Origin of the sequence: Arthrobacter sp. fls2-241-R2A-172, from assembly GCF_030208885.1 — a bacterium.
Taxonomy (GTDB): Bacteria; Actinomycetota; Actinomycetes; order Actinomycetales; family Micrococcaceae; genus Arthrobacter.
The window spans coordinates 89,324-109,647 of the sequence record NZ_JARVTB010000005.1; the positions used below are offsets into that span (position 1 = coordinate 89,324).

A 20,324-nucleotide genomic window follows, 5' to 3' on the forward strand; every position below is an offset into this window, starting at 1 on the left:
TCCTTCGAAGGGTTCTTGAACTAATGTCCGACCAGACAACACAGGGGCGACTCCGCTCCTCAAGCAGGGACAGCGAGCCCCACCTGTCACGCTCGCTCAGCAACCGCCACATCCAGCTCCTGGCTATCGGCGGCGCCATCGGTACGGGCCTCTTCATGGGCTCCGGCAAGACCATCTCGGTTGCCGGCCCCTCCGTGATCTTCGTATACATGATCATCGGCTTCATGCTCTTCTTCGTGATGCGGGCCATGGGCCAGCTCCTGCTGTCGAACCTGAACTACAAGTCCTTCAGCGACTTCGCGGGCGATCTCCTGGGCCCGTGGGCCGGTTTCTTCACCGGCTGGACCTACTGGTTCTGCTGGGTAGTCACCGGCGTTGCGGACGTCATCGCGATCGCAGGCTACGCCAACGAGCTGTGGCCGGGAATCCAGCTCTGGATCCCGGGCCTGGCCACCATCATCATCCTTCTGCTCCTGAACCTGCCCACCGTCAAAGCCTTCGGCGAAACCGAATTCTGGTTCGCGCTCATCAAGATCGTGGCCATCGTTGCGCTGATCGTGGTGGGCCTGGTCATGATCTTCACCGGCTTCCAGTCCAACGCGGGAACAGCCAGCTTCACCAACCTCTGGAGCCACGGCGGGTTCTTCCCCAAGGAATTCATGGGCTTCGTGGCTGGCTTCCAGATCGCCGTCTTCGCGTTCGTGGGCATCGAACTGGTGGGCACAGCCGCCGCCGAAACCAAGAACCCGGAGCACAACCTCCCCCGCGCCATCAACGCCATCCCCCTGCGCGTCATGCTCTTCTACGTAGGCGCCCTCATCATCCTGATGTCGGTCACCCCATGGACCGAGTTCAAGGCAGGCCAAAGCCCGTTCATCGCCATGTTCTCCCTTGCCGGGCTCGGCATGGCCGCCACATTGGTCAACCTCGTGGTCCTTACCTCTGCCATGTCCTCGGCCAACTCCGGCATCTACTCGACGTCGCGCATGGTCTACGGCTTGGCCAACGACGGCGACGCACCCAAGCTCTTCGGCCGGCTCTCCAGCCGCAAAGTACCCCAGAACGCACTGTTCCTCTCGTGCGTCCTGCTGCTGGCCGGCGTCGCGCTTCTCTACGCGGGCAAGGACGTTGGCGTGGCGTTCGACATGGTCACCACCGTGTCCGCCGTCTGCTTCATGTTCGTTTGGTCCATCATCCTGGCCAGCTACCTGGTGTACCGCAATCGCCGCCCCGAGCAGCACGGCGCTTCACCGTTCAAGATGCCCGGCGGCATCCCCATGGTTTGGGTGGTCTTTGCTTTCTTCGCGTTCCTCGTCTGGGCCCTGACCACGCAGCCGGACACACTCACCGCCCTGCTGGTGACGCCCATCTGGTTCGCAATCCTGGGTGTCGCTTACGCGGTGGTCCGGAAATCGCCCCTGCATCAGGCCCGCGTGGCCGAATGGAAGGCGATGTCCGAAGCGGAAACCGCGGCAGCGCGCTAAACCCGCACACCGAAAAGCACGACGGCGGCCACCCGGTTGGGTGCCCGTCGTCGTGCTTTTCTGTTTCCAACCCTCACTCACATCCCTACCGCTTCCCACCAACCCTCACTCACATCCCAACCGCTTCCCACCAACCCGCACTCACCGGCGCGGAAAGGCCCGGCGTCGGACACTCAGGTGAGTGCTCGACGCCGGGCCTTTAGGTGGAACATGAGAGAGCATCACGCCCAACCGGGCGGAACATGAGAGAGCATCACGCCCAACACGGCGGAACATGAGAGAGCGTCACGCCCAACCGGGCGGAATGTGAGAGAGCGTCACGCCCAACCGGGCGGAACGTGAGAGAGCGTCACGCCCAACCGGGCGGAACATGAGAGAGCGTCAGAGCTCCGCTTGGCGGTCCTCCACGAGTTTCTGGAGCGCGGGGAACAGGGGGTGCGCAGGCGTGAGTTCCGTGATCCGTTCGACGGCGGCGGCCGCCTCCAGCTCGGACAGCAGCTTTCCGAGCTCCACGGCTTCGACATCCGAAGCATCGTCGAACCGAAGGGCTGCTGACATGGCCTCGAGCAACGCCACGGGGGTGACGCCGCGCTCGGCCAGCTCAGCCGCCGGACCAACGAACCGCTCGTGCCGGCTGAGTTTCCGCAGGGGCGCGCGGCCCACGCGGTTCACGGTGTCGGGAAGGTGCGGGTTGGTGAAGCGTTGCAGGATCTTCTGCACGTACGCCTCCTGCGCAGCCTCATCGAAACCGTGCTTGGCCACCAGGAGTTCCTTGGTCTCCTCCAGCACAGCCCGGACTTTGGCGGCCACCGAAGGATCAGCCATGGCGTCCGAAATCTTCTCGATGCCGGCCGCGTAGCCAAAGTAGGCCGCGGAAGCGTGGCCCGTGTTCACCGTGAAGAGCTTGCGCTCGATGTACGGTCCCAACTCGTCCACGAACGTGGCGCCCGGGATCACCGGCGCGTTGCCCTTGAAAGGCGTCCGGTCGATGACCCATTCGTAGAACGTCTCCACCGTGACATCCAGGCCTTGGCCCGGTGCCTGGTTGGGGACAATACGGTCCACCGCCGTGTTCGCAAAAACAGCGACGGCGTCCAGGTCCCCGGCGGAGTCATCCCAAGCGGCTTGGATCTCGGAGTGCAGCACATCAGTGGCATTGATGGCGTTTTCGCATGCCATCACCTGCAGCGGCGGCAGGTCCACGGGGCGGGCGGCCAACCCGCGGGCGATCACCGGAGCGACGAACTTCAGGATGTGGGGCCCCACCGCGGTGGTGACCACATCCGCCGTCGAGATTTCCTCCACAACGGTGGCTTCCTGCGTCGCTGAGTTCAAAGCCCGGAAGCCTTCCACGGTCTTCACCGCAGGGTTGTCGCCAACCTCGTGGACGTCATAGCTGGTGGCCTCCGCAAGCTGGCTGATCAGGGCGTCCGCGACGTCGGCGAACACCACCTCATAGCCCGCTTCGTGGAGCAGCAACCCCACGAAGCCGCGCCCGATGTTACCTGCCCCGAAATGGACTGCCTTCACTATGCGTTGACCTTTCCGAACAGTTCCAGGACTTCCTCAACCGTGGTGGCTTCCTCCAACTGGGCAACCTGTGCCTTGTTGGTGAAGATTTTCGCGATGGAGGACAGGATGTGGAGGTGTTCATTGTTGATGCCGGCCACGCCGACCACGAACTTCACCTGCTTGCCGCCCCAATCGATGCCCTCGGGGTAGCGGATGATGGACACTGCCGAGTGCATGATGTGCTCTTTGGCGTCGTTGGTGCCGTGCGGAATGGCCAGGAAGCTGCCCATGTAGGTGGACACCGATTCTTCGCGCTCGTGCATGGCGTGGACGTAGCTCATGTCCACTGCGCCACGGTCCAGCAGGAGCTGCCCGGCTTCGTCGATCGCCGAGTCGCGGTCTCCAGCCTTGCCGTTGAGGATCACGCTTTCGCGCAGCAGTACTGATTTACCTTCGACGTCGGCGGCAGGCTCGGCAGCGTGCGCACCATGGGCGCCGGCTGCTGTTGCTTCGGCAGTTCCGTCAGCGTCCGCGACGGCGGGGCCTGAACCGGCGGCAGGGCCTTCGGCGTTGCTGGTCTTCACGAGTTCGACGATGTCGTCATACTTGGGGCTGTTCATGAAGTTGTCCACCGAGTAGTGCACTGCACTGGAGGTCTTCGGCTGGGCGCGTTCGGTCAGGTCCTGGTGGGTAACGACGACGTCGTAAGTGTCACTCAGGTTGGCGATGGCCGAGTTGGTGACCTTCACGTCCGGGAAGCCGGCCGCCTTGATCTTGTTGCGCAGGACCGAAGCCCCCATGGCGCTGGAGCCCATGCCGGCGTCACAGGCGAACACAATGTTCCGTACGGGACGGGTCAGTACAGCCACATCGCTGCGGCCGCCGGCGTCGCCCACCAGTGCCGAGGAGACCGAGCTCTTCTTTCCCTTCATGGCCTCCATGCGGGACGTGGCCGCGGAAAGATCGTCCTCGCCCTTGTTCTTGGAGGTACGCAGGATCAGCGAGGCAATGAGGAAGGACACCGTCGCTGCAAGGACAACTGCGAGGATGACGCCAATGTAGCTATCGCGTGAAGTCTGGGCAATGACAGCAATGATGGAACCCGGTGCTGCCGGAGCAACGAGGCCGGAGTTGGTGATGGCCAGGGTTGCGATGCCCGTCATGCCGCCACCGATGGCAGCGAGGATCAGGATCGGCTTCATCAGGACGTACGGGAAGTAGATCTCGTGGATGCCACCGAAGAACTGGATGATGGCAGCGCCAGGAGCAGATGCCCGTGCGGCGCCGCGGCCGAAGAACATGTACGCCAGCAGGATGCCCAGGCCCGGGCCGGGGTTGGCTTCGAGCAGGAACAGGATGGACTTGCCGTGTTCAAGCGACTGCTGGATACCCAAGGGGGTCAGCACACCGTGGTTGATGGCGTTGTTGAGGAAGAGTACCTTGGCGGGCTCGATGAAGATGCTGGTCAACGGCAGCAGGCCGTTGTTGACCAGGAATTCGACCACGCTGCCTGCACCTTCCGTGAAACGCTTGACGACCCAGGAGAGGCCGTAGAAGCCACCCAACGCCAAAGCTGCACCCCAGATGCCGGCGGAGAAGTTGTTCACCAGCATCTCGAAGCCCGGACGGATCTTGCCGTCCCACAGGCGGTCGATCTGCTTCATGGTCCAGCCACCCAGCGGGCCCATGATCATGGCACCGATGAACATGGGCGAGTCCGTACCGGCAATGACACCCATGGTGGCAATGGCGCCAACGACGCCACCACGGACGTCGTAGACCATCCGGCCGCCGGTGTAGGCGATCAGGAGCGGAAGGAGGTACGTGACCATGGGGCCAACGATGCCGACGTTGGGGGCACCCTTGTCATTGGTGCCGAAACCACCCAGTTCCGGGACCGGAATCCAGCCGACTTTGATGAACAAAGCCGTGATGAGGCCCCAGGCGATGAAAGCGCCAATGTTGGGCATGATCATGCCGGACAGGAATGTTCCGAACTTTTGGACACCAACGCGGGCGCTGGTGCGGGGCTTCGCAACTGTCTCTGTTGCCATGTGAATTCCTAACGTGTATCCCGCGGCGGCGCGGGTCAGTCGATACAGATCGAGCGAGAACAGCCTTAGGAGCTGCTGGAAATGCGGTGAAGCCACTCAAGGAAAAGCTTCAGTTCAGAGCTGGATAGTTGGTCCGAATGCGAGGCCTGCAGTGCCGCATTCAGGGCGATTGCCGCAACAACAACCGAGGACTTGCCGGAGTCGTCCGCTGCGGCGCCACGGGCGGTGTCCGTGGAGACGGCAAAAATCATGGAATCCCGGGTCATCGTTGAGAGCTCGAGGTTCCGTTCTTCCACCGGTTCTGCGATCAGCATGAGCGTGACGCCCACGTTGGCCGCAAGGATGCTTCGTGCCGCTTCGCGGGGCGGCACGTTGATCTGACCGGAGATAGCGGCCTTGTTCAGCATCTCTTCCAGAAGCGCTTCAGCATCGGCCACGATTGCTGGGCGGCTTTCCGGCCTGATGTTGCCGAACATCACCAGATACAGATGGGGTTGGGTCAGGCCGAACTGGACGTGGTTGTCCCACATCCGCCGGACATCTTCCAAGGGCTCCCCGGACGGCGCAAAATCCCGCTCCCCCGCCACGTACTCTTCGAAACCGGCGGAAACGACGGCGTCGAAAAGCCCTTCTTTGTCGCCAAAGTGGTGGTAGAGCGTGGGCGCCGTGACCCCGGCAAGCTTGGTGATCTGGCGCGTTGAGACCGCTGACCCTTCCGAATTCGCCAGCAATTCGGCAGCTGCGCGAAGCAACCGAATTTTGGGCGGAAGCTGGTCATCGAAACTCATAACCGCTACCCTAGCACCTATAGCGTTGCTATATGAAGTGGCTCACAAGAGTTATTTATGGGGCTCCCGGTGCCGTCGCCGGCGGGTCTGAACCAACAAGCAGGAACAGAGGATTCAGTGCAGAATTTCCAAGGCGTAGGGGTAAGCCCTGGCCGCATCATTGGTTCCGTCCGCCAGATGCCCAAGCCGGTGAGCGAACCGCCGTCGGGCGAAAGGTTGGCCGCGGGATTGAGTCCGGAAGACGCCGTCGCCGGCTTGAAGGCGGCAGCCCAATCCGTCCACGACGAGCTCAAGGGCCGCGCGGACACTGCCTCAGGCGATGGCAAAGCCGTCCTGGAGGCCACGGCCCTGATGGCCAAGGACACCATGCTCCTGAAATCGGCAGCCAAGCTGATCAACGCCGGTTCCTCCCCTGAACGCGCCATCTGGGAGGCCGGTGCATCCGTCTCCGAAATGCTGCACAACCTCGGGGGCTACATGGCCGAACGCGCCACGGACGTCCTGGACGTGCGGGCCCGCATTGTGGCCGAACTTCGTGGCGTGCCCGCTCCCGGCATCCCGTCCTCCGAAACCCCCTTCATCCTGGTGGCCGAGGACCTCGCCCCCGCCGACACCGCGACGCTGAATCCGGCCGTAGTGCTCGCCTTGGTAACGTCCGGAGGCGGACCACAGTCGCACACCGCCATCATCGCGCGCTCGCTCGGCCTGCCGGCAGTGGTTGCCGCCCACGGCGTCGACTCGATCGCCGACGGCTCCGAAGTGTACGTGGACGGCGCGGCCGGATCTGTCACCCTTGAACCGGGCGAGGAACAGCGCGCAGCTGCGACCGCCTGGGCGGAAACCTCCGCCACCCTCGCCGAATTCGACGGAAACGGTACGACGGCGGACGGCCACCCGGTACCGCTCCTCGCCAACGTCGGAGGTGCCAAGGACGCCGTGGCAGCCGCCGGCCTCGGAGCCCAGGGAGTCGGGCTTTTCCGCACCGAATTCTGCTTCCTGGAACGCGACACCGAACCCTCCGTGGACGAGCAAGCCGCGGCGTACAAGGCCGTGTTTGATGCATTCCCGGGCAAGAAGGTGGTCCTGCGGACCTTGGACGCCGGCGCCGACAAGCCCCTCCCGTTCCTCACGGACGCTACCGAACCCAACCCTGCACTCGGTGTGCGCGGGTACCGTACGGACTTCACCACGCCGGGTGTCCTTGAGCGCCAGCTCGAAGCCATCGCCCGGGCAGCTTCCGAATCCGAGGCCGACGTCTGGGTCATGGCTCCCATGATCTCCACGGCGGCCGAAGCCGGACGCTTCGCCTCGCTGTGTGCTGCGGCCGGGATCAAGACACCGGGCGTGATGGTGGAGGTTCCCTCAGCCGCCCTCACATCCGCCACCGTCCTTCGCGAAGTCGGATTTGCCTCCCTCGGCACCAACGACCTCACGCAGTACGCCATGGCCGCCGACCGCCAACTCGGGCCCCTCGCGGAACTGAACACCCCGTGGCAGCCCGCAGTGCTCCGCCTGGTGCAGCTCACGGTGGAAGGTTCAGCCCAGGAAGGCAACAACAAGCCGGTGGGTGTCTGCGGTGAGGCCGCCGCGGACCCGGCCCTCGCCGTCGTACTGACCGGGCTGGGAGTCAACACACTGTCCATGACCGCGCGCTCCCTGGCTGCAGTCGGCACCGTGTTGAAGACCGTCACGCTGGAACAAGCACAGGAGCTGGCCCGCCTTGCCCTGTCAGCTCCCAGCGCCACCGAAGCGCGCGACTGGGTCCGCGCCAAGCTTCCCGTGCTTGAAGAGCTCGGGCTTTAGCCCCTATCCGTCCGGAATACCAGGAGAAAACCATGCCTGAACGCACAGCCACCATCGCCAGCCGCTCCGGCCTGCACGCCCGCCCGGCCGCACTCTTCGCAGAGGCAGCCGGCGAACAGCCCGTGGAGGTCACCATTGCCATGCAGGGTGCCCCTGCCGATGACGCGCTCGACGCCGCCAGCATCCTTTCGCTCATGACGCTCGGCGCAGCGAAGGGGGACGTTGTGGTGCTGCGGGCCGAGGGCGATGGCGCCGATGCCGCGCTGGACGCACTGGTAAAGCTGCTGGAGACGGACCTGGACGCGGAATAGGTCCTTCCGGGCTAGGCTTCTGGCATGGCACTGATAGCTCCCCGCGTCACGGCCGGCCTCCCCGCCGACGACGCCCGGAATCTCGCGCGTTCCCTCCAGGACAGCAACGACATCACTGTGTTCGTGGACGGCACAGTCCACCGCCTGCCCGATCAGGCGAGGGACGCCGTCGTCGACCTCCTTGCCCGGCTGGGCCGGGGCGATACGGTGACGGTCAGCAGCGTGGAGGAAATGCTCACCACATCCCAGGCAGCGGAGCTCGCGGGCATCTCGCACACGTACCTGCGCAACATGACCGATCGTGGCGAGATTCCCGTGGAGTACCGGGGCACGCATCGTCGGATCCGGCAGGCAGCAATTATGGAGTGGCTGGAAACGCAGAGAAAGAATCAGTCCGGGGATGGCGATGACCACATCAGCGAGTAGGCAGCGGCCCACGTTTGAGGCGGCGGACGTCGAGGTTTCGGGCCTGACCGGCCGGATCCACTGGACCGCTGGGACACCCGCGACTGGCTCCGGGGACGAACCGGCGTACGTCCTGATCCATGGCGTCGGGGTGTCGCACCGGTATTTGTCGCGGCTCCACGCCGTTCTCGCCGCCCACGCACCAACCTACTCTTTCGACCTGCCCGGTTTCGCGGGGACCGCCAAGCCGGACAGGCAGCTCCAGGTGGAGGATTATGGCGCCTTCATCGCGGAAGCCTTGGCGTCCCGGGGCATCGATCGGTACGTCCTGGTGGGTCATTCCATGGGTGTGCAGTTTGCCATCGAAGCGGCATTGCATGCGCCCGAGCGGGTCCAGCGCCTGGTGTTGATGGGGCCGGTGGTGGATTCGAGGCACAAGAGTATCCTCCGGCAATCGCTGGCGCTTACCTTGGACGGCGTCCTGCGAGAGAGTCCCTCGTCCAATTGGATCGTCATCTCCGACTACTTCCGCTGCGGGCTCCGCTGGTACCTCACCGAACTCCCGGTGATGATGGGCTATCCCACCGAAAAGCGGCTGGCCGGCATCAAGGTGCCTGTGCTGGTCCTGCGCGGAAGCCGGGACCAGGTGGCAGGCCCCGACTGGTCGCTCCGGCTCTCCCGAACCGTGGACCAAGGGCGCTTGGTGGAGATTCCCGGAGTGGGGCACGTAGCGCAGCATATGCGGCCGCAAGCGGTGGGGGACGCCATCCGCAGCTTCGTCGCCGCGACCACACAGCACAGTTAGGCCACCCAGCACAGCTAGGCGCTGGGGCACGACGCCGGAGCCTGGGTTGGGTGCCCCTTGTTGGCTCCGGCGGGATCACGCTAGGCTGGCCAGGCAAGCGAATAGTAAGTCTGCTTACGAAAGGGTTTGACCATGACCAGCTATGACCCGGAAGACGATCCCCAAACCTTCGGCGTGAGCGGCGCGACCGGACCCTTCGACACCACCGCCGATGCGGACAGCATCCACGAAGATCCGGACATGCGCCAGGACGAGGACGACGATCCCGCGGCCTCTGCCAACCCTGATCCCCTGGACGGCAACGTCACGGGATTGGAGCCAGGCGGAGGGGTACCCCCGGGCGAAACGCCGCCGGCCGAAGGCAGCATGAGCAGCGACCAGGGACACGAAGAGTAATTTCGTCGCTACCCCGCTGTTACGTTGCGGGCCGACAACGTAACAGCGGGCTGGCAACGTTCTACGGCAGGCTCAGGATCTCCCCGAGATCGTAATCGGCAGGCTCCTCCAGTTGCGCGTACGTGCAGCTCTCCGGAGTCCGGTCCGGCCTCCAGCGGCGGAACTGCGTGGTGTGGCGGAACCTGTCGCCCTCCATGTAGTCGTACGCCACTTCGATCACAAGCTCGGGGCGCAGTGGTACAAACGAAAAGTCCTTGCCCCCGCTCCACCTGCTTTGCGCACCAGGCATCCGAGAACCACCGGCAGCCTCGTCCTGCTTGGCCCACTCGCCCCACGGGTGATCAGCGAGATCCACCTGGTAGGGCTCAAGCTCGGCAACCAGTGCTTCCCGCTTGGCCATGGGGAACGATGCCACCACCCCCACGTGGCGCAGCCGACCGGCGTCGTCGTAGAGCCCCAACAACATGGAACCCACCACCTTCGCAGTTTTGTGCCAGCGGAACCCGGCCACCACACAGTCCGCGGTCCGAACATGCTTGGTCTTGAACATCACGCGCTTATTGGGTTGGTAGGTTCCATCCAGCGGCTTGGAGAGAACCCCGTCCAGGCCCGCGCCCTCCAACTGCACGAACCATTCCTTGGCCCGCTCGAGATCCGTTACTGCTGGAGTGACGTAGACAGGCGGTTCGGCCTTGGCAAGAGCGGATTCCAGGATGGCCCGGCGCTCTGAGAACGGCTTGCCCATCAGGTCTTCCTCGCCCAAGGCCAGGATGTCGAACGCGATCATGGAAGCCGGCGTTTTCTCGGCGAGCATCCTGACCCGGCTGTCCGCGGGGTGGATCCGTTGCTGGAGGACCTCGAATTCCAACCTGTTGCCCTCGATCAGGACGATCTCACCGTCGATCACACACTTCTCCGGGAGGTTCTTCCTCAGCGCCTCAACCAGCTCGGGAAAGTAGCGCGTCATGGGCTTCTCGTTGCGGCTGCCCAGGATGACCTCGTCCCCATCCTTGAAAACGATGGTCCGGAAGCCATCCCACTTCGGCTCGTAGTGACCCACATCGGGGATGTCCGGAACTGATTTGGCAAGCATGGGCGAGACGGGCGGCATCACTGGCAGGTCCATAGGAAATGTCTACCCTGCCGTCGGACGCCGAAGCTAGTCTTAGGCGGTGGATATCTTGGCCGTGTTGGGGGCAGTACTCGGAGATCCAGCACCAGCTGCCGGCTCCCGCACCGGCCCCGAAGCGTAGGCGCCCGGAGCCTCCGGTTTAGCCCGACCTACCGTCCGTTACATTAATGTGACTTTACTTTCCGGCTCATGTACCGTCGTAGGGCGACCCGTATCTCCGCTGGGCCGCTTCCGGATTGACGCCGAGCTCTGCCGCAATCCGGGATCCGCCAGACCCGCGGCAGAGGCGGGGGACCCACAGTTCCCGGGCTTGTTTCCAAGCCCTCGGGGTGAAGCCGCTGAGGCGGCCGGACGGCCTCGTCCGAACCCGACAGCTAACCTCGAAGGCGTTGAGAGGCAACCACCATGTCCCCAACCATGGATCAGCCGCGCCGCGCCCTCATCGAACGCGAGCGCACCAAGCCAACCGGACGCCGTCGGGCCGAAGCCAGCGGATCCGCCACAGAACCAGCAACGGCGCCTGAGGCACCAAGCACGACGCCGGAACCCACCGCTGCTGCCAGGCCCACCACGCGCGCGGCCGCCCGTGCAGCGGAGCGGGAAAGGGCAGCCCGGGCTGAAGCCGAACCCGCAGAACCGGCCACCGCCGCGATCCCGGCAGTACGGGCAGCCCAAGCCGCGGCACCGCGGTCGACCACACCGGGCCCTCCCACTGCAGCCATCCCCATCGTCGACGTTGCCAAGCCGGCACCCAAGCCGGACACGCAGCAGTCCACACCATCGGAGCCCGCCACGGCAGCCATCCCCATCGTCGACGTTGCCGGGCCGGCACCTACTCCCGTCCCCGCCAGGACCGGCTTTGGCTCGTCGTCGTCGTTCAACCGCGAACCCCAAGCCGTGCTTCGAAAGGCCGCATCGGTCAAGCAGATGAGCCAGCGTATGGCCGTTGTTGCCGGCGCTGTAGGACTGGTGCTCACGGCGGGAGGCCTCGGCCAGGCCCTTGAGCTGCCGTTCTTCGGCCATGAAACCCCCGCCCAGGATGCGAGCGCCCATGGGGACAGGGAGTCGGGCTCGACTGCGCCCGGGCCTCGGGCTTCCTATTCCACCGCGTCCTCACCATCGGCCTCGTCGGCAGCGCCAACAGCGTCATCCTCATCGGCAGCCGGTCAGCCGGCGACCGTCCCCGAGGCACCTTCTGAAGTGTCGCCGTCGTCGGTTCCGGCCCCGCACGTCTCGCTTGCGGCCCCGGTTTGGGTTCCTTCGGCGGCGCCGTCGGCGGCTAACCCAGCGCCGGGTGCCTCCGCGGCAGTCCCGACGCAGCCTGCCCCGGCCCCCACCGATGTGCCCGCCGATACAGTCACCACGGCACCGTCTCCGGCCCCGACAACCACGCCGACGCCGACCACCACCCCGACGCCCGCGCCGACACCCACGCCGACGTCGCCCGCCACTCCCAAGCCGCGCCCCACCGGGAACCCCACCGCCGGAACGAACCCGCAATCCACTGGGACCGCCCTCGACGCGATCCTGGACGCCGCCAAGAAGGCCGTGAAGTGAGCACCCGGCTACCCCGTACGGCAACGCCGATCGGATGGCATGGCCGGTACTGCACCAGCAGCCGGACCGCCACCTTCAGGCGAAGGATGGGCCGCTGGAGCTGCCAGCGGTTGAGGCGTTCCTAGTCCTCGGATCCCCGAAACAGGGAGCACAGGGCGCCTAGATCCTGGGTCGCCGTGCCCAGCGGTGTGCTTTCAGGGCCGCATGCAGTTCAAGCCGGATCGCGCCGCTCAACGGGTCAGCCCCGATGAGCTGGCGGATCCGGCCCAGCCGGTTGTAGATGCTGCTCCTGTGGAGATGGAGCTTCGCTGCGACGTCCTGGACGGAACCGTCATTGTCGTAGAGCAACTCCAGGACCGGGAGGAGCTCGCCGTTCCTGTCCTGATCCTCCAGCGTCCGGTAGTGGACCGATCCGGTGTCATCCCAGCCACCGGGCGCCAAAAGGCGATCAAAGAGCTGGTAAACCCCTACCGCCCGGCTTTCCACGAGCTCGCCGAGCGGCAGGTCAACCGCGGCAGCCTGGGCCGCTACTTTGGACTGGCGGTAGGCGCTGGAGATCTGCCGGATCACCTGGAATGGTTCACTGATGCCAAGGATGACGCGGTCCACCGTCCTTCCGGCGCGCTTGGCGAGTTCCAGTTGGTAGTGCACCAGCACCTGTGCGTGGTCTGCCCTCCCGCCTGATTCCCGGAACAGGACCACCGAATGCGTCTCGGTTCCGGCACTGAACAAGGCGGCGTTGACACCGATCGTGGACTGCAGCGCCGCCGAGCGGTGGGTGAGGGTTGCTGCGATGGGGTCGACGGCGGACCCGGCACCGTCCGGGTCGAGGATGGTCACCAGCTGCCATGGACCCCGCCCCTGGATTTCCTTCCACCCGGCTACGGCAGCCACCGCGTTGGACTCGCCGTTGCAGGCCGAAAGGAACTCCTGCTCGCGGCGGCGCCGAAACTCTGATTCGGCCGTGTTCGAGTCGAGGAGCAGTCCCGCCAACAGGTCCAGTTCGTCCCGTACGCCGGGCAGTTCGGCGAGTATCGCCGTCGCGCTTTGCTCTTCAACGTCCAACTGCACCCACAGGTAGCCGACCCGGAATCCGCGGACCAGGAGCGGGACGCAGACCCGGCCCAACATCCCGAGTTGGTCGTTGGCGGGAACCACCACCGGGCGTACTGCCGTGGAGATGCCGTGGGACAGCTGCCAGGCGCTGACGTCGGTGGGGACGCGCTTGCTGAGCAGGAAGTTCACGCGGACGCGGTCGGCGTGCGACTGGTTGGAGCTGTAGGCGAGGAGGACGCCGTCGAGGTCTTCCAGTGACAAGCCGCGGCCGAGCTTCAACGCGACGCGTTCTACGATCTGTTCCACGTCCTGCTGCATCTGGAAAGCGTACCAACAGGAGGCGACACCTGACGCTTGAGTGCTCGACAAATGTCGAGTCCATATGAAGAAGATCGTTGAATTTCCGGCCTTTTGCTGACTGGTAGCCCTGGGCTTCCATGTCGCCTGCCTCACAGCCGGATTTATTCTGGAACCACAGCCCGCAACACATTTTCGGCCGAAGAGGCCGCTAACGATGGAGCCCACAAATGATCATCGGCGTCCCCAAAGAAATCAAGAACAACGAATTCCGCGTAGCCATCACGGCCGCAGGTGTCCACGAATTCCGCACGCATGGACACACCGTTCTGGTTGAGCGCGGCGCAGGCCTCGGCTCGGGCATCACCGACGAGGAATACTCGATCGCCGGCGCCGAAATCGTCAACGAAGCCGATGACGTCTGGGGCCGTGCGGACATGGTCATGAAGGTCAAGGAACCCATCGCGGCCGAGTACCACCGCTTCCGCAAGGGCCTGATCCTCTTCACCTACCTGCACCTTGCCGCAGAGCCCGAGCTCACTGCCGAGCTCATCAACTCCGGCGTCACGGCCATCGCCTACGAAACCGTGCAGGAAGGCCGCGCCCTTCCGCTGCTGGCACCGATGTCCGAGGTCGCAGGCCGCCTCTCCGTCGTGGTCGGCGCTTCCTCGCTGATGGCTCCGGCCGGCGGCAAGGGCGTGCTGCTGGGCGGCGTTCCGGGCGTCCGTCCGGCCAAGGTTGTTGTCCTGGGTGCCGGCGTTGCTGGAACCAACGCCGCTGCCATGGCGCTGGGCCTCGGTGCTGATGTCACCATCATGGACATCAACATCAACCGGCTGCGCGAACTCGATGCCCTCTACCAGGGCCGCCTGAAGACCGTTGCCTCCAACGCCTACGAGATCGAGAAGTCAGTTATCGACGCAGATCTCGTGATCGGCTCCGTCCTTATCCCGGGCGCCAAGGCTCCCAAGCTGGTGACCAACGAGCTCGTTGCCCGCATGAAGCCGGGCTCGGTCCTGGTGGACATCGCCGTGGACCAGGGCGGCTGCTTCGAGGACACGCACCCCACCACCCACCAGGAACCGACGTACAAGGTCCACAACTCGATCTTCTACTGCGTTGCCAACATGCCTGGCGCCGTTCCGAACACCTCCACGTACGCACTGACCAACGTCACCCTGCGCTACGCCGTGGCACTGGCCAACCTGGGCGTCAAGGCCGCCTTCGACCGCGACCCCGCCCTGGCTGCCGGCCTCAACATCGCCGCCGGCCACGTGGCACACCACTCCGTTTCCGAGGCGCACAACCTGCCCCTCGTCAACGACTGGCACAGCCTGGTTTCCGCCTAACGGGCAAAACCACAACCGCCCGACGGCGGGGTGCGGCTTCCACACGAAGCCGCACCCCGCCGTCGTGGTTTAAGCCGCGCCGACATGGCAGAAAATGCCAATGTTCCTGACGAACATTGGCATTTTCTGTCACTTCGAGGGGATGGCGGGCGGTGAGGGTTCCAGGCGGATGGGAACGGGTACCGGGAGGTCCGATGGACGAAGCTTTCCCGGGTCGATGGTGGGAGGAACCACGGCCGGAGGCGTCACGGGTACTGCCGGGGGTGTGGGAATGACTCCGTTGCCGGGCTCGCCCCGCGAGGGAACCTTGGGTGCTTTTGTTGCTGCGCTCCCGCCGGGTTGCGCCTGGGAACCGCGTTCATGGGCGCTTGGCTCCGGCAAAACGGGCGCCTGGCCGGGTTGGCTCTGCACAGGAGTGGGCCTGACGTCCCCGGAAGGCGACTCAGTGGTCGAACCCGCCGGGCCACCCTGTTTCGGAGCGGATCCCGCGCCGGGCGCCAGCTGTGAAACCACCGAACCGATGGCTGCCCCAAGATGCTGGAAGGCGCCCGGGATGCCACCCTCGGACGCGGCCGCAGCCGTAGCACCGCCAGCCAGGGAGACAACAACGGCCAGGCCGGCAATGGCAGCGCGGCGCTTCTTCCGTCTCCGCGCGGCAAGTTCGTCGTGTGCGGCAAGTTCGTCGTGTGCGGCAGGTTCGTCGTGTGCGGCAGGTTGGTCGCGCACCGCGGGGGCCGGGACCATCAGCGCCCGGACGGCTTCAGACGGCAGAGGCGCCGTGGCCGCCAGTGAGCGGAGTTCGAGCAGTTCGGCGCGGACCCCGGCATCGCCCTCCAACCCGGAACCGGCCAACAGGTGGTCGATCGCTTCCGCGTCGTGCCGCCCGCGGGGCGGAAAATGTTCGCTCATGATGTGCCGTTCGTTTGTTGTGCCCGTTTCTTCAGTGCGCCCAATGCCCTGCGCTGCAACTGCTTCACCGCTCCTTGCGACTTGCCCATGATGGCCGCTGTCTCCTCAACGGAAAGATCGGCAACGACCCTCAGCGCCAGCACTTCCCGGTAGTCGTCCGCGAGGCCCTCCAGGAGGTCCGAGACCCCCAGGCCAGCGTCCCGCCCAAACGCCTGGTCCTCAGCCGAGGGGGCGCGCCGGCCATCCAGGTCCTGTTCGTAGGGCGTGGAAGCGGGTGTTCGTGCACGTTTGCGGTAGAAGTCCACCATGCGGGCGTGGGCAATGGAGAACAGCAGGGATTTTGCCCCTTGCAGCCCGCCTTGCAGTGTTTCGAGTTGCGGATGGAGGGCCAGGAAGACGTCCTGCGTGACGGCTTCGGGGTCGTCCACGCCCCGGGCACGGAGGTAGCCGAAGACCGGCCCCGCGTAGCTGTTGTAGGCAGCCGTGAAGAGCAGCGCGGGGTCGTCCTGATCCGCCTGCACATATTCATCAGCCAAAGGGTCAAGCACCCGTGGACGCCTCCATCCCACGTTACGTAGCGGGGCTCCTTGTCCTAAGCCAAGGAGCCCCGCCTTTAAACCGTAGCCCCTGCCCGCTTAGCGGACAGAATCGAGGGAAGCTCCTGGAACGGCCGGAACGTGGCTGGGAACCTGCACCGGGACTGCGGGAGCAGCCGGGGTGGCGGGGACCGCGGGGACACCAGGAACAGCCGGAACCGCGGGGACGGCAGGGACCGCGGGCGTTGCCGGCAGTCCGGACGTGGCGGCAGCATCGACGTCGGCGTTTGCCTTCGCGGAGCCGTCCACCTTCAGACCGGCAGCCTTACCGGCGTCGACGACGGCATGGCAGTGCGCCTCAACCTTTGCCTCGCCGCCGGCGGCAATCGCCAGGGACTTGAAGCCCAGGACCGTGGCGTCGGACTTCAGTCCGCCATTGAGGAATGACGTGCAGAGGCCGAAGGCCTCCGGTGAGGTGGCGAGGGCGCGCTGGGCTGTGGCCTTCGCGTCGGATACAGCGTCGGCGGCCTTTGCCTGACCCGCGTCAGCAGCGTCAGCGGCCTTGGACTGCGCGGTCCCGACGGCGTCAGTCACCTTGGACTTGGCCGTTTCGGTCGCGGCGGCTGCTTCGGACGTGACTGCTTTGGCGGTGTTCCCGTCGACCGGGGCCGGAGCGCCAACAAAATCATGCGCCGTCTGCTGGAAACCGTGGGGAAGCGCGCCGTTGAAGGCAGCTACGCCTGTTCCGCCGGCGGCCACGGCTCCGGCGGCCAGGACGCCCGCGGCGACTTTGCTGGTTGCAAGGACAGTGAACAAGGACATAAGACCCTCCGAAAAACTTGGGATTGCCCCGGCAGCTGTTGGGTCGCTGCCGGATGATCAATGCACGGGCATGACCCGTACACCCCCTACATCGCTGGGGACTGCGACGAGGTTACGCACCTGCTGAAAGTTTTTTGGCGGGCTTTGTTCACACCGGCAGTTCTCCCCATGGCAGCCCTGCCTGGCACTGGTTATGCTCGGGAGACGCCTGGCGCCAAACTGGCCTGCAGGTTTTCAAATGTCGCTACGTTCAGGGGATACGTGATGGGACTGGTTTGGTAATGGCACAGGGATTGGTGGGCGCCGACGTCGGAGATCTCCGGCGGCTTTCGGCAGTAATGGACTCTGAGGCCCAAAAGATCAGTGACCTGCGGCAGCAGCTCAACGCATTGATCCAGCAAGGCAACTACTGGCGGGGCAACGACGCCGACCGCTTCCGCAGTGCCTGGCACAGTGATCTCCAGGGCCGGCTGGGCGCCGCAGCAGCATGCCTCAAGGACAACGCCCGGACCTTGAAACTCAATGCCGAACAGCAGGAGCAAGCCTCCCTGGGCGGGCCGGGGCGTGGGCTGGGTGATGGAAAGGGCAGGAGCGGCTCAGGGACACTGGGTTTCACGTTTGATCCAACAACCTACGGCCCCGTCACAGTTGAAGGTGAGGGTTCTTTCGACAGCCAGGCAACGGGTGAAACGCATGGCTCCATGGGACCGGGCGGGATCGCAGTGGGCGGCTCCGGCGAAGCATCCACCGGCGGGCAGATGACGTGGACGGCCAATGGCGGATACGGGCCCATGGACACCACTGTCACCAACGAAACGTTCGTGGGAGCCCGCGCCAACGGCGAGTTTGAGGCCAGCGTGCCGTTCGGGCTCGGACTCCCCCACGCCAGCGCCAACGGTGAAGCGTTTGCGGGGGCCGAGAACACCACCACGGTTCGCTCCGAGTTCTTTGACGGCTGGATCACCAACACCTCCACAACCCGGGTCATGACCGGTGTAGAGGCCAGCGCCCATGCCAACGCAAGCAGCCCCTTCCTCTTCTCCGGCGGCGGTGAGGGGTTCGCCGGTCAAAAGATCACCACGGACAATGAGACCGAGTTTGCCGGGGGCCTGTTCAGTGTGGGCCAGGGCGGGGAGCTGCGGGCAGGCGCCTGGGCCAGCGCAGGTGAAGGAGAAGTCAGCGTCAAGAACAAGGACGTCACAGGCAGCGCGTTCAGCGCCGGAGCGGGTGCTGAGCTGACCGGCAGCCAATACGTGGAAGTGCTGGGGCAGAAAATAACGCTCAACGGCACAGTTGCTGCGGGCGCAGGTGAGAGTCACTACTACACCGTCTCCTTGGACGAGGACGGGCTCACGCTCGGCGCAGGTGCCAAGATCACCGCAGAGCTGGGCCTGGGCGCAGGCGGCCAGATCACGCTCAGCCCCAAAGGGTTCATGGACTCCGTCACCGGTTTCATCGACTTCGTCAACAACTAGCCTCCGAAAGGGCTCTCCGTGACATCGCAGCAGGTTTTCCCGTCCGAAGCATTCCCCGCGTACCCCACCATCAAACTCAACCCACCGGCCGGTTGGACCCAGCACGTTGTGCCCGAAGCGGTGGGAGCGTTGATGGCACCGGCCGTGGAAGGAAATTACACCGCGAACGTCGTCATCTCCGTCTCGCGTCGCCGCCCCGGGTACGGGCTGCAGGACATTGCCGCATCGGTAGACCAGTTCCTGGGTTCCTTGCCCGAAGCTGTCCTTCTGGGTACAGAACCGGTGACCATCAACGGCCGGGATTGGCACGTGCGGGAAGCCCGTTACACCCACCCCCAGGCTGGATCCCTGGCGCAGTTCACCGCGGTCACCGTGGTTGACCAAAACGCTGCCGCGGATGTCATCCAGTTGACGGGAAGCTGCCAGCCGCGCGAGGGCAATGCCGACCTGAAAGCGATCTACTCGGTGGTTGCGAGTGCCGACATCACACCAGCCCCCGGGCCTGCTCAATCAGCTTGAGCACGGCCACCGAATCAGCCGGATCAACAGGCAACGGGCGCGACGACGCCGTACCGCCGTCGTCGATCTTGTCCGCCAGCAACCGGTAGAACTCCGGATACGCTCCACGTTCGGTGGGGACCGTGGTGCGCTCGCCGTCTACCGCCAAGGTCCCATGGTTTTGCGCGGGCTCGACGCCGTACTCCGGGTCGGTGGGCAGCCCGCCTTCGGACAAGTAGGGTTCCTGCGGGTCCGCCCCGAACTTCACGAAACTGCCGAGGGTACCCAGAATCCGGAAGCGTGGACCGGGAAGCTGGCTGTTGAGGTTGAGGGTCACGTGGCTGACCACTCCCGATCTGTGGTCGAGGACCAGGAATACGTCGTCATCGGCGCTCTCCTGGGGGCGGCGGGCCCGGATCTCCGCGTGAGTCACTTCCGCCGGCCCGAAGAACCGTAAAGCCAGGTCCAGCACATGGGTGCCGAGGTCGAACAGCACCCCACCCCCGTCCTCCGCCGTGGCACTGGCTTTCCATTCCTTCGCGATCGCCGGCGCCCACCGCTCCATCCCCGCTTCGAAACGGGTCACCGTCCCCAGCGTGCCGGCGTCGAGCAGTTTCTGCACGGTAAGGGCGTCGGCGTCCCAGCGCCGGTTTTGGTAGACAGTGAGCACCCGACCCAGCTTCGCCGCGAGCCGGATCACTTCCTCGCCTTGGTTGCTGTGGACCACGAACGGTTTATCCACGACGACGTCCAGGCCGGCTTCCAGCGCCGCTTTCGCGAGCGGGTAGTGGGTTGCGGGAGGTGTGCCAATGACGAGGAGGTCCAGTTGGTCCGCGAGGGCCAGAATGTCATCGGGAGTGTCGACGATCTTTGCCTGCGGGTACCGGTCCTTCGCTTTGGCTTGGCGTGCCGCGTCCGATGTTGCAATGACGGTGAGCTCATACGCGGGGTTGGCGGCGATGAACGGAGCATGGAAAACACTGCCGGAGAGCCCGAAACCGGCAACGGCTGTGCGGATAGGCGTGGAAGTCATGCCCCTAGGCTACCGACCCTCGCTCACGTAACAGCCCCTTCCCGCGATCCCTCTCTCACCGGGTGAGAGAGGGATCGGCCCAAGGGGGAGGGATGTGAGAGA

19 protein-coding genes and 1 riboswitch are annotated in these 20,324 nt (G+C 65.0%); of the genes, 10 read left to right on the plus strand and 9 right to left on the minus strand.

Features of this window, described 5'->3' with window-relative positions:
- The first annotated feature begins 23 nt into the window (after positions 1 to 23).
- Complete coding sequence (cycA, locus tag QRM57_RS11520) at positions 24 to 1,484, plus strand: D-serine/D-alanine/glycine transporter (protein ID WP_284986696.1); 1,461 nt, start codon at positions 24 to 26, stop codon at positions 1,482 to 1,484.
- Positions 1,485 to 1,865: 381 nt separating this feature from the next.
- Here the strand turns inward: cycA and QRM57_RS11525 are convergent, their stop codons facing one another.
- The 3 genes from QRM57_RS11525 to QRM57_RS11535 form a co-directional block, all read right to left on the minus strand.
- The gene (locus QRM57_RS11525; RefSeq protein ID WP_284986697.1) at positions 1,866 to 3,014 is read right to left on the minus strand and encodes a mannitol-1-phosphate 5-dehydrogenase; all 1,149 of its coding nucleotides are present in this window, start codon (positions 3,012 to 3,014) and stop codon (positions 1,866 to 1,868) included.
- Complete coding sequence (locus QRM57_RS11530; RefSeq protein ID WP_284986698.1) at positions 3,014 to 5,050, minus strand: PTS mannitol transporter subunit IICBA; 2,037 nt, start codon at positions 5,048 to 5,050, stop codon at positions 3,014 to 3,016. The genes QRM57_RS11525 and QRM57_RS11530 overlap by 1 nt, the downstream gene beginning before the upstream one ends.
- A gap of 65 nt (positions 5,051 to 5,115) precedes the next feature.
- Positions 5,116 to 5,838 (minus strand): TetR/AcrR family transcriptional regulator, encoded by a 723-nt coding sequence (locus QRM57_RS11535; RefSeq protein ID WP_235521078.1) that lies wholly within the window; start codon positions 5,836 to 5,838, stop codon positions 5,116 to 5,118.
- Between the two features lie 117 nt (positions 5,839 to 5,955).
- Here QRM57_RS11535 and ptsP point away from each other — a divergent pair, with 117 nt between their 5' ends.
- The 5 genes from ptsP to QRM57_RS11560 all read left to right on the plus strand — a co-directional run bounded on the left by ptsP (position 5,956) and on the right by QRM57_RS11560 (position 9,558).
- Positions 5,956 to 7,641 (plus strand): phosphoenolpyruvate--protein phosphotransferase, encoded by a 1,686-nt coding sequence (gene ptsP, locus QRM57_RS11540; RefSeq protein ID WP_284986699.1) that lies wholly within the window; start codon positions 5,956 to 5,958, stop codon positions 7,639 to 7,641.
- Between the two features lie 32 nt (positions 7,642 to 7,673).
- Positions 7,674 to 7,952 (plus strand): HPr family phosphocarrier protein, encoded by a 279-nt coding sequence (locus QRM57_RS11545; RefSeq protein WP_235521081.1) that lies wholly within the window; start codon positions 7,674 to 7,676, stop codon positions 7,950 to 7,952.
- Positions 7,953 to 7,976: 24 nt separating this feature from the next.
- Positions 7,977 to 8,378 carry a helix-turn-helix domain-containing protein gene (locus QRM57_RS11550; protein ID WP_284986700.1) on the plus strand — a complete coding sequence of 134 codons (402 nt, stop codon included), beginning with the start codon at positions 7,977 to 7,979 and terminating at the stop codon, positions 8,376 to 8,378.
- A complete protein-coding gene (locus tag QRM57_RS11555; protein ID WP_284986701.1) occupies positions 8,359 to 9,162 on the plus strand; it encodes an alpha/beta fold hydrolase in 804 nt (267 codons plus the stop codon). The genes QRM57_RS11550 and QRM57_RS11555 overlap by 20 nt, the downstream gene beginning before the upstream one ends.
- Before the next feature lie 132 nt (positions 9,163 to 9,294).
- Complete coding sequence (locus QRM57_RS11560) at positions 9,295 to 9,558, plus strand: DUF6480 family protein (protein WP_235521087.1); 264 nt, start codon at positions 9,295 to 9,297, stop codon at positions 9,556 to 9,558.
- A gap of 61 nt (positions 9,559 to 9,619) precedes the next feature.
- On the opposite strand, the gene QRM57_RS11565 is transcribed toward QRM57_RS11560, so the two are convergent.
- The gene (locus QRM57_RS11565; RefSeq protein ID WP_284986702.1) at positions 9,620 to 10,684 is read right to left on the minus strand and encodes an ATP-dependent DNA ligase; all 1,065 of its coding nucleotides are present in this window, start codon (positions 10,682 to 10,684) and stop codon (positions 9,620 to 9,622) included.
- Positions 10,685 to 10,947: 263 nt separating this feature from the next.
- Positions 10,948 to 11,093, plus strand: a riboswitch (cyclic di-AMP (ydaO/yuaA leader).
- 2 nt (positions 11,094 to 11,095) lie between these two features.
- Between QRM57_RS11565 and QRM57_RS11570 the strand changes: the two genes are divergently transcribed.
- On the plus strand, positions 11,096 to 12,247 hold the full coding sequence (locus QRM57_RS11570; protein ID WP_284986703.1) for a hypothetical protein: 1,152 nt from the start codon (positions 11,096 to 11,098) through the stop codon (positions 12,245 to 12,247).
- A gap of 159 nt (positions 12,248 to 12,406) precedes the next feature.
- On the opposite strand, the gene QRM57_RS11575 is transcribed toward QRM57_RS11570, so the two are convergent.
- Positions 12,407 to 13,621, minus strand: a complete 1,215-nt coding sequence (locus QRM57_RS11575) for a PucR family transcriptional regulator (RefSeq protein WP_284986704.1) — start codon at positions 13,619 to 13,621, stop codon at positions 12,407 to 12,409.
- A gap of 209 nt (positions 13,622 to 13,830) precedes the next feature.
- Between QRM57_RS11575 and ald the strand changes: the two genes are divergently transcribed.
- Positions 13,831 to 14,949: an alanine dehydrogenase gene (ald, locus tag QRM57_RS11580; protein ID WP_257370766.1), complete on the plus strand. Its 1,119-nt coding sequence runs from the start codon at positions 13,831 to 13,833 to the stop codon at positions 14,947 to 14,949.
- A gap of 129 nt (positions 14,950 to 15,078) precedes the next feature.
- On the opposite strand, the gene QRM57_RS11585 is transcribed toward ald, so the two are convergent.
- From QRM57_RS11585 to QRM57_RS11595, 3 genes are all read right to left on the minus strand, one after another.
- On the minus strand, positions 15,079 to 15,858 hold the full coding sequence (locus tag QRM57_RS11585) for a hypothetical protein (protein ID WP_284986705.1): 780 nt from the start codon (positions 15,856 to 15,858) through the stop codon (positions 15,079 to 15,081).
- Positions 15,855 to 16,406 (minus strand): RNA polymerase sigma factor, encoded by a 552-nt coding sequence (locus tag QRM57_RS11590; RefSeq protein WP_284986706.1) that lies wholly within the window; start codon positions 16,404 to 16,406, stop codon positions 15,855 to 15,857. Before QRM57_RS11590 ends, QRM57_RS11585 begins: the two co-directional genes overlap by 4 nt.
- A gap of 87 nt (positions 16,407 to 16,493) precedes the next feature.
- Complete coding sequence (locus tag QRM57_RS11595; protein ID WP_284986707.1) at positions 16,494 to 17,216, minus strand: hypothetical protein; 723 nt, start codon at positions 17,214 to 17,216, stop codon at positions 16,494 to 16,496.
- A 281-nt stretch (positions 17,217 to 17,497) separates the two neighbouring features.
- On the opposite strand from QRM57_RS11595, the gene QRM57_RS11600 reads away from it, so the two are divergent.
- The gene (locus tag QRM57_RS11600; protein WP_284986708.1) at positions 17,498 to 18,691 is read left to right on the plus strand and encodes a WXG100 family type VII secretion target; all 1,194 of its coding nucleotides are present in this window, start codon (positions 17,498 to 17,500) and stop codon (positions 18,689 to 18,691) included.
- Between the two features lie 18 nt (positions 18,692 to 18,709).
- A complete protein-coding gene (locus tag QRM57_RS11605; RefSeq protein ID WP_257370761.1) occupies positions 18,710 to 19,210 on the plus strand; it encodes a hypothetical protein in 501 nt (166 codons plus the stop codon).
- Here the strand turns inward: QRM57_RS11605 and QRM57_RS11610 are convergent.
- Positions 19,176 to 20,222 carry a Gfo/Idh/MocA family protein gene (locus QRM57_RS11610; protein WP_284986709.1) on the minus strand — a complete coding sequence of 349 codons (1,047 nt, stop codon included), beginning with the start codon at positions 20,220 to 20,222 and terminating at the stop codon, positions 19,176 to 19,178. The two genes, QRM57_RS11605 and QRM57_RS11610, sit on opposite strands and share 35 nt — an antisense overlap.
- Positions 20,223 to 20,324 lie beyond the last annotated feature (102 nt).

Bases quoted from the DNA above. Each gene is read 5' to 3' on its own strand.
- cycA (WP_284986696.1), top strand. From the start codon at position 24: ATGTCCGACCAGACAACACAGGGGCGACTCCGCTCCTCAAGCAGGGAC.
- QRM57_RS11530 (WP_284986698.1), bottom strand. From the start codon at position 5,050: ATGGCAACAGAGACAGTTGCGAAGCCCCGCACCAGCGCCCGCGTTGGT.
- QRM57_RS11535 (WP_235521078.1), bottom strand. From the start codon at position 5,838: ATGAGTTTCGATGACCAGCTTCCGCCCAAAATTCGGTTGCTTCGCGCA.
- QRM57_RS11545 (WP_235521081.1), top strand. From the start codon at position 7,674: ATGCCTGAACGCACAGCCACCATCGCCAGCCGCTCCGGCCTGCACGCC.
- QRM57_RS11550 (WP_284986700.1), top strand. From the start codon at position 7,977: ATGGCACTGATAGCTCCCCGCGTCACGGCCGGCCTCCCCGCCGACGAC.
- QRM57_RS11555 (WP_284986701.1), top strand. From the start codon at position 8,359: ATGACCACATCAGCGAGTAGGCAGCGGCCCACGTTTGAGGCGGCGGAC.
- QRM57_RS11560 (WP_235521087.1), top strand. From the start codon at position 9,295: ATGACCAGCTATGACCCGGAAGACGATCCCCAAACCTTCGGCGTGAGC.
- QRM57_RS11565 (WP_284986702.1), bottom strand. From the start codon at position 10,684: ATGGACCTGCCAGTGATGCCGCCCGTCTCGCCCATGCTTGCCAAATCA.
- QRM57_RS11570 (WP_284986703.1), top strand. From the start codon at position 11,096: ATGTCCCCAACCATGGATCAGCCGCGCCGCGCCCTCATCGAACGCGAG.
- QRM57_RS11575 (WP_284986704.1), bottom strand. From the start codon at position 13,621: ATGCAGCAGGACGTGGAACAGATCGTAGAACGCGTCGCGTTGAAGCTC.
- ald (WP_257370766.1), top strand. From the start codon at position 13,831: ATGATCATCGGCGTCCCCAAAGAAATCAAGAACAACGAATTCCGCGTA.
- QRM57_RS11585 (WP_284986705.1), bottom strand. From the start codon at position 15,858: ATGAGCGAACATTTTCCGCCCCGCGGGCGGCACGACGCGGAAGCGATC.
- QRM57_RS11595 (WP_284986707.1), bottom strand. From the start codon at position 17,216: ATGTCCTTGTTCACTGTCCTTGCAACCAGCAAAGTCGCCGCGGGCGTC.
- QRM57_RS11600 (WP_284986708.1), top strand. From the start codon at position 17,498: ATGGCACAGGGATTGGTGGGCGCCGACGTCGGAGATCTCCGGCGGCTT.
- QRM57_RS11610 (WP_284986709.1), bottom strand. From the start codon at position 20,222: ATGACTTCCACGCCTATCCGCACAGCCGTTGCCGGTTTCGGGCTCTCC.